Consider the following 14,620-nt stretch of genomic DNA (forward strand, 5'->3'; position numbering starts at 1 on the left):
TGAATTCATTATTTGAAATAAATTAGAAGGTAAACAACTTAACAAACAACAGGCGGCAGACATGAGAATCATCTTCATATACAATGCAAAATCAGGTAAGGTAAATAGTTTACTGGATATGGCGCACAAACTCATCAGTCCTAAGACCTATCAATGTAAACTATGTGCAATAACACATGATGCTTTCGCGGAAAATAAATTGTGGAGGCAATTTCGTGAAACTACGAAGCTTCCGCTGGAATTTTTACACAATGATGAATTTGAAAAAAAATATAAAAATATAGATACTAAATATCCTGTTATTTTTCTAGAGGAACATCAAAAATTAAAAGAATGGATTCCAAAAAGTGAGATTGAAAATGTAGAAAATTCAGAAGCACTTATTCATTTGATAGAAACGAAAGCAAAAACTATGAATTTTTCAAATCTTGATTAATTTGACCGATATAATCTAAAACTTCATCACGACCAATCGCTTTTGAAGAAGAAGTCACAAAATATTGCGGCATTTCTTCCCAAACATCTTCTAGTAATTTTTCACGATACGAATTTACATGTTTATCTATCTGTGAAGGACGTAATTTGTCTGCTTTTGTGAAAATAATGCAAAATGGAATCTGATTTTCTCCAAGCCATTGCATAAACTCCAAATCAACTTTTTGAGGTTCATGTCTGATGTCTACCAATACAAAACCACAAACTAATTGTCTGCGCTTGCTGAAATATTCAGTAATAAACTTTTGAAAAACTTTTTTGGTACTTTTAGAAACACGTGCATATCCGTAACCTGGCAAATCGACCAAAAACCATTCATTATTAATCTTAAAATGATTAATTAACTGTGTTTTTCCTGGTCTTCCAGAAGTTTTTGCTAAACTCTTACGTTGTGTCAACATGTTAATTAACGAAGACTTTCCAACATTTGAGCGTCCAATAAAAGCATACTCAGGAATTGGATTCTTAGGACATTTTGCAACGTCCGAATTACTCATTACAAATTCGGCAGATTTTATCTTCATAACAGGTTAAAAATTACGATTAGTCAACCAGTCTTGTAAATGTTCATTAAATTCTTCTGGATGTTCCATCATAGGTGCATGCCCGCATTTATCGATCCAATATAAATCAGAATCAGGAAGCAACTCGTGAAACTCTTCAGCAACATTTGGAGGTGTTACAGTATCGTTTTTTCCCCAGATAATTCCAGTTGGAATGTTCATTTTAGGTAAATCTTTCCCCATATTGTGGCGAATGGCACTCTTGGCAATTGCTAAAGTTTTAACTAGTTTGCTACGATCATTTACAGTTGCAAAAACTTCATCTACAATTTCTTTTGTGGCTACTGCAGGATCATAAAAAACATCTTCACTCTTCTTTTTAATAAACTCGTAATCACCACGTTTTGGATATCCATCACCCATAGCACTTTCATACAATCCAGAGCTTCCAGTAATCACTAAACCTTTTACCAATTCAGGGTATAACTTTGTTGTTAACAGACCAATATGTCCACCAAGTGAATTTCCAAGTAAAATTGCTTTATCGAGTTTTTTATGGAGTATAAATTCTTTGACATACTTCGCAAAATTCTTTACGGTTGTCTTTAAAAGTGGCATTGTATAAATAGGCAACTCAGGAATTAAAATTTTATATCCTTTTGTTGAGAAATTCTCCGTAACGGCTTCAAAATTACTCAAACCGCCCATTAAGCCATGCAAAATAACGATAGGTGTTCCTTCTCCTAATTCGAGATAATTGAATTTACCTTCCTTTTTAAAGCTTTCTTTCATTAACGGCTATCAGTTTTTTAACAAGAGACAAATATAGGCATTTCGAAATTATTAAAATGCTTTTTTTTAAATGTCTCAAAAAATATCGAAACATAACAAAAATACGCAGAAAAACCTTCAACTTATTTTTTAAATCCCACTTTTCAAAGCCTTGATTTGTAGTGTAATTACAGGGTTTTAAGTGTAAAAGTGGAAAAACTTATCAACAAAGTGGTAAAATGTGGTAAAATGTGGTAATTTTTTCAATATATTTGAATCTTATAATAGGTAAGCCATATTCTCACGTGATAAATTTAATTGGAACATACGAATGTAAAGTAGACGCTAAAGGGCGAATGCTTGTTCCTGCTGACTTAAAAAGGCAGCTGTCTCCAATTTTGCAAGAAGGATTTGTCATAAAAGAAGGTTTGTTTGGCTCGTGTTTGGAGTTGCATCCAATGAGTGAATGGAGCGTTGTTACGCAAAAATTGAACAAACTTAATCGATTTAAAAAGAAAAATGTGGATTTCATTCGAAGATTTAATAAAGGTGTTCGAATGGTGGAAATAGATGCTGCGGGAAGACTGCTGATACCGAAAGATTTAGTGGTTTTTGCAGGAATAAAAAAAGAAATAGTACTCTCGTCAGCAATCAATATTATTGAAATTTGGGATAAAGAACAATACAATGCTGCTACAGATGATGATGCAGTAGATATTGGAGATTTGGCAGAAGAAGTAATGGGAAATGACGATGGAGATGGAATATCATAATCCAGTATTGCTAAAAGAAACAGTTGATGGACTCAATATCAAAGAAGATGGAGTGTACGTTGATGTAACTTTTGGCGGCGGCGGACATTCAAAAGAAATTTTAAGTCGCTTAGGAGAACATGGAAAACTATATGCGTTCGATCAAGATCAAGATGCGCTCGAAAATGCAATTGATGATCCACGTTTTACATTGATCAATCAAAACTTTAGACATCTAAAAAAGTTCTTGCGATTTTATGGAGTTAAAAAAGTAGACGGAGTTTTAGGTGATTTTGGAGTTTCGTCACACCAATTTGATAAAGCAGAACGAGGATTTTCACTACGCTTTGAAGCTGACCTAGATATGCGAATGAATCAAGAAGATGAGTTGTCTGCGTATCATATTGTAAATGAATATTCAGAAGAAGATTTGCGGTCTATTCTTTCTTTATACGGTGAAGTAAGAAATGCAAAAGGAATTGCAGCTCAAATAGTAGCAGTACGAGAAGAGTCGCCAATAAGAACAACGGAAGAATTACGTGTAGCATTAAAGCGCTTTTTGCCAAATCATAGAGAACATAAAATTTTGGCGCAAATCTATCAAGCAATTCGAATAGAAGTGAATCAAGAAATAGAAGTTTTAAAAGAATTTCTAGTACAAACACAAGAAGTGCTTGATGAAGGAGGAAGAATTAGTCTAATAAGCTATCATTCTCTAGAAGATAGATTGGTAAAACGATTTATTCGTAATGGTTTGTTTGAAGGTGAGCCAGAAAAAGATTTTTATGGTAGAGTAGAAGTGCCATTCAAAAAAGTTGGAAAACTAATCATTCCATCAAACGAAGAAATAAAAATAAACAACAGAGCGCGTAGCGCAAAACTAAGAATAGCAGAACGCCTGTAATAATGAAACAAAATGTATATGACATACTAAAAGGGAAGTTTCTCATTAAAGATGATGCCATCAAAAATTGGCGATTCATTGTGTTTGCTTCGTTTTTGGCGCTCATTATGATTGCGAGTTCGCATTGGGCAGATGAAAAAGTTCATAAAATAGCAAAGTTGAATGATGAAGTAAAAGAGCTGAAAAGTGAATTTGTAGATGCGCGGACAACATTACAACAATTAAAACTAGAGTCTTACATCACAGAAAAAGTAGCAACAAAAGGATTGGCGCCTTCTGAAAATCCGCCAAAAAAAATTAGAGTAAAGTCACAACAATAATCAATAATGCCAGTAACCGAAAAAAACATATTAAATCGTTTATATTTTATTGCAGGAGGTATGTTTCTCTTCGCAATTGCGGTTGTGGTACAATTATTTAATATTCAATTTGTAGAAGGCGATAAGTATAAAGAAATGGCGCAAGAGCGCACGCTTCGAAATGCAACAATAGCACCAAGTCGTGGAAACGTATATGCAGATGACGGAAGCCTATTAGCAACGTCAGTTTCCAAATATGATATCTTTTTCGATACAAAAACAGTAAAACCCAACATATTTACGGACAATGTAAAAGCATTATCAGATTCGTTGTCAATTATGTTTGGAAAATCGTCAGCACATTACGAAGACATGTTGAAAACAGCACGCAAAAACAAAAATCAATACTTGCGAATTGCGCGAAAATTGAGTTATGCTGATTATATCCGTATCAAACAATTTCCAATCTTCAAGCTAGGAGCTTTCAAAGGAGGATTCATCGATAAAGTGAAAACAGTGCGCGAACATCCTATTGGAGCTATTGCCGAACGTACCGTTGGTTACGAACGAAAAGATGACAAAGGATATTATACGCGTGTTGGTCTTGAAGGAGCTTTTGGTGAATATTTACGAGGGAAAGAAGGAAGACGGTTAGAACAAAAAATCGCCAAAGGACAATGGAAACCTGTTTCTGGAGATAATGAATTAGAGCCGCAAGATGGTTTTGATATCATATCTACCATCAATGTAAATATTCAAGACATTGCACATCATGCGCTGCTAGAACAACTAGAAAAATACAAAGCAGATCATGGTTGTGTTGTTGTAATGGAAGTGGCTACAGGAGAAATAAAAGCAATCTCGAACCTAGGAAGAAACACACAAGGTAAATATTACGAACGTTTAAACTATGCTGTCGGTGAATCGCACGAGCCAGGTTCTACTTTCAAATTAATGGCAATAGTTGCGGCATTAGAAGACAAAGTTATTGATAGCAGTTATGTAGTGGATACAGGAAACGGAAAACTTAGCTTTTATGGCAAAACGGTACGTGATTCCAACAACCGAGGTTACGGTAAAATATCTGCTTCGGAAGCTTTTGAAGTATCATCAAACACAGGAATTGTAAAAATAGTAACAGATTTCTATGGTAAAAATCCTGAGAAATTTGTGAACCGACTTTACAATATGGGACTCAATAAAACACTTGATTTGCCTATAACTGGAGAAGGAATGCCAAAAATACCGCACCCAAAAGACAAAGGTTGGAATGGACTTTCACTTCCGTGGATGGCTTTCGGGTATGGAGTTTCACTAACGCCACTACAAACACTTACGTTCTACAACGCCATTGCAAATGATGGAGAAATGGTACGTCCGCGATTTGTAAAAGCAGTTCGTGAAAACTGGTATGCAAGCGAAAAAGTATTTGAAAAAGAAGTCATCAATCCTTCTATCTGTTCCAAAGAAACAGTAGAAAAAGTTAAAAGAATGATGCAAAATGTCGTAGAAAAAAAGCATGGAACTGGAAACGGTTTGTATTCGCCAGATTTTTCAATGGCAGGAAAAACGGGAACATGTCAAAAAAACTACATCATTAAAGAAAATAAAGAATATATCTCTACGTTTTCGGGATTCTTTCCAGTGGAAAATCCAAAATACTCATGTATTGTAGTAATTCATGAGCCAGATAGAAAAATTGGATACTACGGAGCAGATGTTTCAGGACCTGTATTCAAGAAAATTGCACACAAAATCTATAGAGATACACCAATATTTGACCAAGTAGAAAATATTCAAGAAGTCGAAGAAAATGTCGCTGATAGTTATGAGCAATATTTAGACAAAGCTAGAAAATATAAAACCATTATTCCAAATGTAGTAGGAATGCCTGCTATGGATGCTATTCCATTACTAGAAAATTTAGGATTACGTGTCGAAATCAAAGGCAATGGAAAAGTAACCAAACAATCATTGGAAGCAGGGAAGAAAATCGGAACACAAAAACGAATCATACTAGAATTATCGTGAAAACTCTAAAAGACATATTATACAAAGTTCATATCGAAGCTGTAACTGGCGATACGACAATTTCTGTACGTGAGCTTGTCTTTGATTCACGGAAAGTACAATTAAATGATGTGTTTATTGCGATCAAAGGATATGAATTTGATGGGCATAGTTATATAAATTCAGCAATAAAAGCTGGTGCCATTGCTGTAATCTGTGAAGAAATTCCAGAGAAAATTATCAACGGAGTTACGTATGTGCAAGTAGACAACGGAAGTAGCGCGTTGGCGATCATGGCATCAAATTATTACGGAAATCCGTCAGATAACTTAAAGCTTATAGGTGTTACTGGAACAAATGGAAAAACAACGATAGCTACGTTACTATATCAACTGTTTAAAAAGGCAGGTTACAAAGTAGGATTGTTATCTACTGTAAAAATTTTAGTAGATGATAAAGAGTACAAAGCTACGCATACAACACCAGATTCGCTGACTATCAATAAGTATTTGCAGGAAATGAATCATCAAGGCGTTGAATATTGCTTTATGGAAGTCTCTTCACATGGAATTCATCAAAAAAGAACTGCTGGACTCAAATTTCAAGGTGGAATTTTTACGAATTTATCACACGATCATTTAGATTACCATGATACGTTTGCTGAATACAGAGATGTAAAAAAGAAATTCTTTGATGAATTGCCAAAAGAGGCATTTTGTTTGGTAAATATAGATGATAAAAATGGCTTGGTAATGATGCAAAATACCAAAGCCAAAAAATATACCTATGCGTTAAAAACCTATGCTGATTATCGTGCGCAAATCTTAGAAAACAGATTGGCAGGATTACTCTTAAAAATCAATGATAATGAAGTTTGGGCAAAGCTTATAGGTAGCTTCAATGCGTATAACTTATTATCTATTTACGCTACAGCAGAATTATTAGGTCTGGAAGAAATTGAAATTCTACGATTAATCAGTGAACTGGAAAGTGTAAGTGGTCGATTTGAATATTTCATCACAAAAAATAAAATCACAGCAATTGTTGATTATGCGCATACGCCAGATGCTTTAAAAAATGTGCTAGAAACCATTAATAACATACGTACAGGAAACGAACAATTAATTACAGTTGTTGGTTGTGGTGGTGATCGTGATGTGACAAAACGACCAAAAATGGGGAACATCGCATCAGCATTAAGTACCAAAGCAATATTTACATCTGATAATCCACGAAGTGAAGATCCTATGGGAATCATTGAAGCCATAGAAAAAGGTGTAGAACCTCAAAACTATAAAAAAACACTATCAATAACGGATAGAAAACAAGCTATAAAAACAGCGTGTCAAATGGCAAATGAAAATGATATCATTCTCATTGCTGGAAAAGGACATGAAACCTACCAAGAAGTGAAAGGAAAACGTACTGATTTTGATGATTATAAAATCGCCAAAGAAATACTAGATAATCTCAACGAATAACCAGTTTTAAAAGAGCGCAACAATAAAGAAATATGTTATACTATTTATTTGAATATCTCGAAAAGCAATACCAGTTTCCAGGAGCATCCTTATTTGGATACCTGAGTTTCAGGGCGGCTATGGCTGTAATTTTTTCGTTGTTGATCTCTACCATTTATGGAAAAAGAATTATCAGTTATCTGAGAACAAAACAAATTGGAGAAACGGTTCGTGACTTAGGATTGGAAGGGCAAAAAGAAAAAGCTGGAACACCAACAATGGGAGGAATCATCATCATTTTGGCAACTCTAGTACCAGTATTGCTATTTGCTAAACTTGAAAACATATACATCATTCTATTATTGGTAACTACAATTTGGATGGGAATCATTGGTTTTATAGATGATTACATAAAAAAGTTTAAAAATGATAAAGACGGACTAAAAGGAAAATTCAAAGTACTTGGTCAAGTTGGATTAGGAATCATTGTTGGAGCAACACTATTTTTTCACCAAGACGTAACCATACGTGAAGAATTGCCGCTAAGTCAACAGCAAGAAATTGTTGCTAATAAAGATGTACCAACAACGAAATTTGGAGAAGAAAAGCGTTCTATGAAAACTACGATTCCGTTTGTAAAAGATAACGAGATCGATTACGCAAAATTGATTACATGGATAAATCCAGAATATGCAAAATATGCTTGGTTGATCTTTATTCCTATAGTAATATTCATCATTACAGCAGTGTCTAATGGTGCAAACTTAACTGATGGAATTGACGGACTCGCCGCAGGAACTTCCGTCATTATAGCGCTTACACTTGGAATATTCGCTTGGATTTCAGGAAACTTAATCTTCTCTGAATATCTGAATGTCATGTACATACCAAGAGCTGGAGAAATCACCATCTATATAGCTGCTTTTGTGGGAGCATTAATAGGATTTTTATGGTATAATACCTATCCAGCACAAGTATTTATGGGAGACACTGGAAGTTTAACTATTGGAGGAATAATTGCTGTAATTGCAATTGCAATCCGTAAAGAATGGTTGATTCCTATTCTTTGTGGAATCTTCTTAGCGGAAAATTTATCAGTAGTAATGCAGGTGAGCTATTTCAAATACACGAAAAAGAAATTTGGAGAAGGAAGAAGGATATTCAAAATGTCGCCATTACATCATCACTATCAGAAATTAGGATATCATGAAAGTAAAATTGTAACAAGGTTCTGGATTGTCGGAATTCTACTGGCAATTCTAACAATAGTTACACTGAAATTAAGATAAAAAAACAGTTGTGAGTTTTGAGTGAGAAAAACAAATCCACAAAAAGCAAACAATCGAATAACATAAAAAAGTAGTGCAAAAACAACGATTAGTCATATTAGGCGGTGGAGAAAGTGGTGTGGGAACAGCAATATTAGGAAAGCAAAAAGGCTATGAAGTATTTGTTTCAGACAAAGGAGCAATCAAAACGCATTACAAAAACGTTCTGAATCAGATTGAAGTCGATTGGGAAGAAAAACAGCATACGGAAGCAAAAATATTTAATGCTGACGTTGTGATGAAAAGCCCAGGAATTCCAGATACGATTCCTTTAGTAACACAATTGCGAGCAAAAGGAATTGCTGTGATTTCTGAAATAGAATTTGCAGTACAATATACCAATGCAACCATAATCGGTATTACTGGAAGCAACGGAAAAACCACAACAACAATGTTAACGCATCACGTATTAAAACAAGGTGAATTAAATGTTGGTGTTGCAGGAAACATGGGAGACAGTTTTGCAAAACAAGTGGCAGAACAATCCTATGATAAATATGTGTTAGAGTTGAGTAGTTTTCAACTTGATGGAATCATAAATTTCAAGCCACACATTGCTATCATTACAAATATTACACCTGATCATTTAGATCGATACGATTACAAATTTGAAAATTACATCGCATCCAAATTTAGAATTGCGATGAACCAAACAGAAGAAGACTATCTCATTTACGATGCAGATGATGAAGTCGTGGTGAATTGGATGAAAAAACATCCTGTAAAATCCACATTAATACCATTCTCTCTCAAAAGTAAAGTAGAAAATGGCGCATACATAGAAAATGAAAATATAATACTAACGATACAAAATAAGACAATAACTATGCCTACGGACTCGCTAGCACTAGAAGGTAAACACAACGTAAAAAATGCAATGGCAGCTTCTGCTGTTGCACAATTATTAAACATTAGAAAACAAACCATACGAGAAAGTATGTCAGGATTTCAAGGTGTAGAACATCGCCTTGAAAAAGTCTTAAAAATTCAAAATGTACAATACATTAACGATTCTAAGGCAACAAACATCAATGCAACATATTATGCATTAGAAAGTATGACAACACAAACAGTTTGGATTGTTGGAGGAGTTGACAAAGGAAACGACTATGCTGATTTACTACCGTTAGTACACGAAAAAGTAAAAGCAATAGTTTGTTTAGGAGTTGATAACTCAAAAATCATTGAATCTTTTGGTAGAGTTACTGATTTAATGGTAGAAACAACTTCAATGGATGAAGCAGTAAAAATTGCACACAAGATCGCTGAAAAAGGAGATAACGTATTATTATCGCCAGCTTGCGCAAGTTTCGATTTATTCGAAAACTATGAAGAAAGAGGAAAGCAATTCAAAGCAGCAGTAAGAAGTTTATAGTGTAGTTGTGAATGGTGAGTATTGAGCTATGAGTTTGTGCAAGCTAAGTTTTTATAAATAAAAAATAATGTTGAGTTGATAAAAACAAAAAGCCAAATCAACGAATAAACAAATAGTCAAAAAACAAATTCACAAAAAAACAAAAAACGAATAAACAACAAATAATGAATACCATCTTTAAAAACATAAAAGGAGATAGAGCGCTTTGGGCAGTAGTTGCCTTGTTGGCGTTATTCTCGTTTTTACCAGTATACAGTGCTAGTAGTAACTTGGCGTATCTGTATGGAGATGGAAATACATTAAAATTCCTTATAAAACATGCGTCACACTTATTCTTAGGTTTCGCCATTATTTATGGAGTACATAAAATGCCTTATCATTATTTCAGAGGATTGTCACTCATAATGTTGCCAATAATATTGCTCTTCTTGGTCTATACGCTAGCGCAAGGAACAACCATTGGAGGAGCAAACGCAAGTCGTTGGATGCGAATTCCTTTTGTGGGAATACGATTTCAGACATCAACACTGGCAAATGTGGTATTAATGATATATGTGGCAAGATACTTATCGCGAATCAAAGATAAAGAAGTGACTTTTAAGGAAACAATATTGCCGTTGTGGATACCTGTTTTTTTAGTAGTTGGACTCATATTACCGGCAAACTTCTCTACCGCAGCCATCATTTTTTCAATGGTATTAATGTTATGTTTCTTGGGAGGTTATCCATGGAAATATCTCTTAATGGTTGTGGGAACAGGATTTGCAGGATTACTACTATTCATTGGTATTGGTAGAATGATTCCAGGACCAATTCAAGTGAAAATTCAAACGTGGGAAAATCGTGTAAGCAACTATTGGAGTGGTGATAAAAGTAATAAAGAAGCAAACTATCAAATAGAAAGAGCAAAGATTGCCATTGCTAGTGGCGGTGTAGTAGGAGTTGGAGCAGGAAAAAGTGTAATGAAAAATCTATTGCCGCAAAGTTCATCAGATTTTATCTATGCAATTATAGTAGAGGAATATGGTTTAGTAGGCGCTTTATCGTTACTCTTTTTATACATGCTATTGCTATTTAGAATCGTCATTGTAGCACATAAATCAGATTCCATATTTGGAAAACTTCTCGCAATAGGAGTCGGATTGCCAATTGTATTTCAAGCGTTAATAAATATGGCAGTTGCGGTAGAGTTATTTCCTGTAACAGGACAAACTTTGCCACTAATAAGTAGTGGTGGAACTTCTATTTGGATGACTTGTTTGGCGATAGGAGTTGTGCTAAGTGTAAGCAAGAAGCGAGAAGAAATATTAGAGCAAAAAGAAAAAGACGAAAACCCATTAGCGGTATTAAGTGAAACAATTTGATACACGAAGTATTGAGAATGTTTCAAAGAAAACTAAGATAACAAAAGAATAATTGACAGATTAACGAGTCAGTAAAAAGCCAGAAGTTTAAAATAAAGAGCAAAAACAAACAAACGAATAGACGAATCAACAAAGAACATGAACAAACAAGAGCAATCATATAAAATCATACTCTCAGGTGGTGGAACAGGAGGACATATCTATCCTGCGATTGCAATTGCAAACGAATTAAAAAAACGATATCCAAACTCAGAATTTCTATTTGTGGGTGCAGAAGATAGAATGGAGATGGAAAAAGTACCACAAGCTGGTTACAGAATTGAAGGTTTGTGGATTTCAGGTTTGCAACGAAGCTTATCATTAAAAAATATGATGTTTCCGTTCAAGTTGATAAGTAGCTTATGGAAATCACGAAAAATTGTAAAAAAATTCAAACCAGACGTAGTCATTGGAACTGGAGGATTTGCAAGTGGTCCATTATTAAAAGTTGCTTCGGGTAAAAAAGTGCCAGCATTAATTCAAGAACAGAATTCATATGCAGGAATCACAAATAAATTACTAGGAAAGCAAGTGCAAAAAATATGTGTAGCATATGACAATATGGAGCGCTTCTTTCCGAACGAAAAAATTATAAAAACAGGGAATCCTGTTCGACAAGATTTACTAGAAATAAAAAGTAAAAGAACTGAAGCAAAAACATTCTTTCAACTCAAAGAAAACATAAAAACTGTTTTAATCATTGGAGGAAGTTTAGGAGCTAGAAGAATCAATCAACTCATTGAAAAAGAACTTGATTTTTTCAAAAATCAAAACGTGCAATTGATCTGGCAATGTGGAAAATTCTATTACGAACAATATAAAAAACACAATAAGTTGGAGCATGTGCAAGTGCATCAATTTGTAAATAAAATGGATTTGGCTTATGCCGCTGCAGATGTAATTATTTCAAGAGCTGGAGCGAGTTCTGTATCGGAATTATGTATTGTTGGAAAACCAGTAATTTTCATTCCGTCACCAAATGTAGCAGAAGATCATCAAACGAAAAATGCATTAGCAATTACTGAAAAAAATGCAGGAATTTTAATTCGAGAAAAAGAATTAGATGAACAATTTGAAGCCTGTTTTGAAGAATTAATCAAATCTGAAGTAACACAAGCAGATTTAGGAGAAAAAATAAAAGAATTAGCACTACCAAATGCGACTTCAAAAATCGTAGATGAAGTAGAAAAATTATTGAATAACTAAGAGTGGAATTAAAAAATATACATAACGTTTATTTTGTAGGTATCGGAGGAATCGGGATGTCTGCCTTGGCACGCTATTTTAAATTCAACAATAAAAATGTGGCAGGCTATGACAAAACGAAAACTGTAATCACTGACGCACTAGAAAATTTAGGTATTCAAGTTTCTACAGATGATAATGTTGCTAAAATTCCGAAAGCATATCTCAATGCAGAAAATACAATTGTCATTTACACGCCGGCAATACCGAGTTCACATACAGAATTGACATACTTTCGTAAAAACGATTTCAAAATCTACAAAAGAGCTGAAGTTCTTGGGTTAATTACAAAAGATACTTATTGTCTTGGAGTTGCAGGAACGCACGGAAAAACTACAACATCCACCATTTTAGGACATTTATTGGCTGAATCTGGCGCTGATGTAACGGCTTTTTTAGGAGGAATTGCAGAAAATTACAATTCTAACTTAATCCTAAAAGGGAATGAAATTACAGTAGTAGAAGCGGATGAATTTGATCGCTCATTTTTACAGCTTTCACCTGATATTGCTTGCATAACCTCCATGGATGCTGATCATTTAGATATTTATGGTGAAGAAAAAGCATTGCATGAATCGTTTATCGAATTTACAAAATGCATCAAACCCAATGGGCAACTATTTGTACAAGAAGATTTAGAATTAGATGGAATCAAATATGGGTTCAAAGAAACATCTGATTATCATATAAAAAACATAAGTATTGAAGATGGTGCTTATGTATTTGATATTGTTACACCTTCAAAAATTGTTGAAGATGTACAGTTTTATGTACCCGGACGACACAACTTGTTAAACGGTCTAGTAGCTTTCGCGATGGCGGATACAGTAGGAACCCCAACCGACCGCCTCGCCAAAGCTTTGGGAACATTTAAAGGAGTAAAAAGAAGATTCTCGTATCAAATCAAAACAGAAGATTTTGTATTTATTGATGATTACGCACATCATCCTACAGAAGTAAATGCATTGCATCAAGCAGTTCGAGAAATGTATCCAGCTAAAAAAGTAACGGCGATATTTCAGCCACATCTTTTTAGTAGGACAAAAGATTTTGCAGATGAATTTGCGGAAAGTTTAGCACAATTTGATGAAATCATCTTACTAGATATATATCCAGCAAGAGAAAAACCAATGGAAGGAATAACATCTAGCTGGTTATTAAATAAAATAAAAAACGATCAAAAGCAGTTAATTACTAAAGAAAATTTAATCAATTATATCACTACTGTAAAAACAGACGTTTTACTCACTGTTGGTGCTGGAGATATAGGAGAAGAAGTTGTGAAGATTAAAAATGCATTAATCGTTTAAAAACAACTATTAATTAATTTATAATTATAAAAAAACAACCGAGTGAAAATTAATTGGAACCTTATAAAAGGAATTGCAATTGCCGCAATATTGATATTTTTATATGCCTTTTCAGGAAATAGAAATGCTACGCGTGTGATTGAAAAACCAGATATAAAATTCCTTGATGGAGACCTAAATTTTATCACTCGTACAATGGTTAATAAATTGTTAATACAAAATAACGATAGTGTTACGAACATACGAAAAGATCAATTAGATTTGGATGTTCTAGAGGAACGTTTACGCGCGAACGAAATGATTCAAGATGCAGAAGTGTATCTGTCTGTAAATGGGACTCTTGGTGCAAAAATAAAACAGCGAACACCAATAGCACGTATCGCAAAAAAAGACTCTTATTACATCGATTCTGAAGGGAAGGCGATGCCTTTGTCTACAGTTTCGGCTGCTCGTGTTCCATTTGTGGAAGGAAAAGTAGATAAAAAAGAGTTGAAAAATGTGTATGTATTAGCAACATACATCGCTAATGATGACTTTCTGAAAAAGAACGTGATCACCATAGTACAAAACGAAAACAAAACATTCAATCTGAAATTAAGAAAGAATGATTTTGTAGTGCTATTTGGAAACATTGAAAATATTGAAAAGAAGGTGAATAATTTGAAAGCATTTTATAAGAAAGCAACCAAAGATAAAATGCTGAATAATTATGCGAAAGTTGATTTAAAATATACTAATCAAGTAGTGTGCACCAAAAAATAAGTC

Annotated in this window: 14 protein-coding genes; 12 read left to right on the forward strand and 2 right to left on the reverse strand. The window is 34.1% G+C overall.

The window, feature by feature from the left end:
- The first annotated feature begins 61 nt into the window (after nucleotides 1-61).
- The gene (locus ACOQOS_RS19000; RefSeq protein WP_420572055.1) at nucleotides 62-436 is read left to right on the forward strand and encodes a GTPase; all 375 of its coding nucleotides are present in this window, start codon (nucleotides 62-64) and stop codon (nucleotides 434-436) included.
- Here ACOQOS_RS19000 and yihA read toward each other — a convergent pair.
- The gene (gene yihA / locus ACOQOS_RS19005) at nucleotides 411-1,019 is read right to left on the reverse strand and encodes a ribosome biogenesis GTP-binding protein YihA/YsxC (RefSeq protein ID WP_420572056.1); all 609 of its coding nucleotides are present in this window, start codon (nucleotides 1,017-1,019) and stop codon (nucleotides 411-413) included. The genes ACOQOS_RS19000 and yihA overlap by 26 nt on opposite strands.
- A 6-nt stretch (nucleotides 1,020-1,025) precedes the next feature.
- Nucleotides 1,026-1,790, reverse strand: coding sequence for an alpha/beta fold hydrolase (locus ACOQOS_RS19010; RefSeq protein WP_420572057.1), 765 nt, complete (start codon nucleotides 1,788-1,790; stop codon nucleotides 1,026-1,028).
- 284 nt (nucleotides 1,791-2,074) lie between these two features.
- On the opposite strand from ACOQOS_RS19010, the gene mraZ reads away from it, so the two are divergent.
- The 11 genes from mraZ to ACOQOS_RS19065 all read left to right on the forward strand — a co-directional run bounded on the left by mraZ (nucleotide 2,075) and on the right by ACOQOS_RS19065 (nucleotide 14,617).
- Nucleotides 2,075-2,542, forward strand: coding sequence for a division/cell wall cluster transcriptional repressor MraZ (gene mraZ / locus ACOQOS_RS19015; RefSeq protein WP_420572058.1), 468 nt, complete (start codon nucleotides 2,075-2,077; stop codon nucleotides 2,540-2,542).
- Nucleotides 2,529-3,425 (forward strand): 16S rRNA (cytosine(1402)-N(4))-methyltransferase RsmH, encoded by an 897-nt coding sequence (rsmH, locus tag ACOQOS_RS19020; protein ID WP_420572059.1) that lies wholly within the window; start codon nucleotides 2,529-2,531, stop codon nucleotides 3,423-3,425. The genes mraZ and rsmH overlap by 14 nt, the downstream gene beginning before the upstream one ends.
- Before the next feature lie 2 nt (nucleotides 3,426-3,427).
- The gene (locus tag ACOQOS_RS19025; protein ID WP_420572060.1) at nucleotides 3,428-3,745 is read left to right on the forward strand and encodes an FtsL-like putative cell division protein; all 318 of its coding nucleotides are present in this window, start codon (nucleotides 3,428-3,430) and stop codon (nucleotides 3,743-3,745) included.
- Between the two features lie 6 nt (nucleotides 3,746-3,751).
- Nucleotides 3,752-5,755: a penicillin-binding protein gene (locus tag ACOQOS_RS19030; protein ID WP_420572061.1), complete on the forward strand. Its 2,004-nt coding sequence runs from the start codon at nucleotides 3,752-3,754 to the stop codon at nucleotides 5,753-5,755.
- Nucleotides 5,752-7,215: a UDP-N-acetylmuramoyl-L-alanyl-D-glutamate--2,6-diaminopimelate ligase gene (locus ACOQOS_RS19035; protein WP_420572062.1), complete on the forward strand. Its 1,464-nt coding sequence runs from the start codon at nucleotides 5,752-5,754 to the stop codon at nucleotides 7,213-7,215. The genes ACOQOS_RS19030 and ACOQOS_RS19035 overlap by 4 nt, the downstream gene beginning before the upstream one ends.
- Nucleotides 7,216-7,247: 32 nt before the next feature.
- Nucleotides 7,248-8,483: a phospho-N-acetylmuramoyl-pentapeptide-transferase gene (gene mraY / locus ACOQOS_RS19040; RefSeq protein ID WP_420572063.1), complete on the forward strand. Its 1,236-nt coding sequence runs from the start codon at nucleotides 7,248-7,250 to the stop codon at nucleotides 8,481-8,483.
- A 73-nt stretch (nucleotides 8,484-8,556) separates the two neighbouring features.
- On the forward strand, nucleotides 8,557-9,897 hold the full coding sequence (murD, locus tag ACOQOS_RS19045; RefSeq protein WP_420572064.1) for a UDP-N-acetylmuramoyl-L-alanine--D-glutamate ligase: 1,341 nt from the start codon (nucleotides 8,557-8,559) through the stop codon (nucleotides 9,895-9,897).
- A 164-nt stretch (nucleotides 9,898-10,061) separates the two neighbouring features.
- Complete coding sequence (locus tag ACOQOS_RS19050; RefSeq protein WP_420572065.1) at nucleotides 10,062-11,261, forward strand: FtsW/RodA/SpoVE family cell cycle protein; 1,200 nt, start codon at nucleotides 10,062-10,064, stop codon at nucleotides 11,259-11,261.
- Between the two features lie 138 nt (nucleotides 11,262-11,399).
- Nucleotides 11,400-12,506: an undecaprenyldiphospho-muramoylpentapeptide beta-N-acetylglucosaminyltransferase gene (gene murG, locus ACOQOS_RS19055; protein WP_420572066.1), complete on the forward strand. Its 1,107-nt coding sequence runs from the start codon at nucleotides 11,400-11,402 to the stop codon at nucleotides 12,504-12,506.
- Nucleotides 12,507-12,508: 2 nt separating this feature from the next.
- Nucleotides 12,509-13,855 (forward strand): UDP-N-acetylmuramate--L-alanine ligase, encoded by a 1,347-nt coding sequence (murC, locus tag ACOQOS_RS19060; protein WP_420572067.1) that lies wholly within the window; start codon nucleotides 12,509-12,511, stop codon nucleotides 13,853-13,855.
- 42 nt (nucleotides 13,856-13,897) lie between these two features.
- Nucleotides 13,898-14,617, forward strand: a complete 720-nt coding sequence (locus ACOQOS_RS19065; protein ID WP_420572068.1) for a cell division protein FtsQ/DivIB — start codon at nucleotides 13,898-13,900, stop codon at nucleotides 14,615-14,617.
- Nucleotides 14,618-14,620 lie beyond the last annotated feature (3 nt).

It is taken from the genome of Kordia sp. (assembly GCF_965224175.1).
In the GTDB taxonomy this organism is placed as follows: Bacteria; Bacteroidota; Bacteroidia; order Flavobacteriales; family Flavobacteriaceae; genus Kordia.

Excerpts from the sequence above, each read along its gene's own strand:
- ACOQOS_RS19025 (WP_420572060.1), top strand. The coding sequence starts at position 3,428 with ATGAAACAAAATGTATATGACATACTAAAAGGGAAGTTTCTCATTAAA.
- rsmH (WP_420572059.1), top strand. The coding sequence starts at position 2,529 with ATGGAATATCATAATCCAGTATTGCTAAAAGAAACAGTTGATGGACTC.
- ACOQOS_RS19030 (WP_420572061.1), top strand. The coding sequence starts at position 3,752 with ATGCCAGTAACCGAAAAAAACATATTAAATCGTTTATATTTTATTGCA.
- yihA (WP_420572056.1), bottom strand. The coding sequence starts at position 1,019 with ATGAAGATAAAATCTGCCGAATTTGTAATGAGTAATTCGGACGTTGCA.
- ACOQOS_RS19010 (WP_420572057.1), bottom strand. The coding sequence starts at position 1,790 with ATGAAAGAAAGCTTTAAAAAGGAAGGTAAATTCAATTATCTCGAATTA.
- ACOQOS_RS19000 (WP_420572055.1), top strand. The coding sequence starts at position 62 with ATGAGAATCATCTTCATATACAATGCAAAATCAGGTAAGGTAAATAGT.
- mraY (WP_420572063.1), top strand. The coding sequence starts at position 7,248 with ATGTTATACTATTTATTTGAATATCTCGAAAAGCAATACCAGTTTCCA.
- murG (WP_420572066.1), top strand. The coding sequence starts at position 11,400 with ATGAACAAACAAGAGCAATCATATAAAATCATACTCTCAGGTGGTGGA.
- ACOQOS_RS19050 (WP_420572065.1), top strand. The coding sequence starts at position 10,062 with ATGAATACCATCTTTAAAAACATAAAAGGAGATAGAGCGCTTTGGGCA.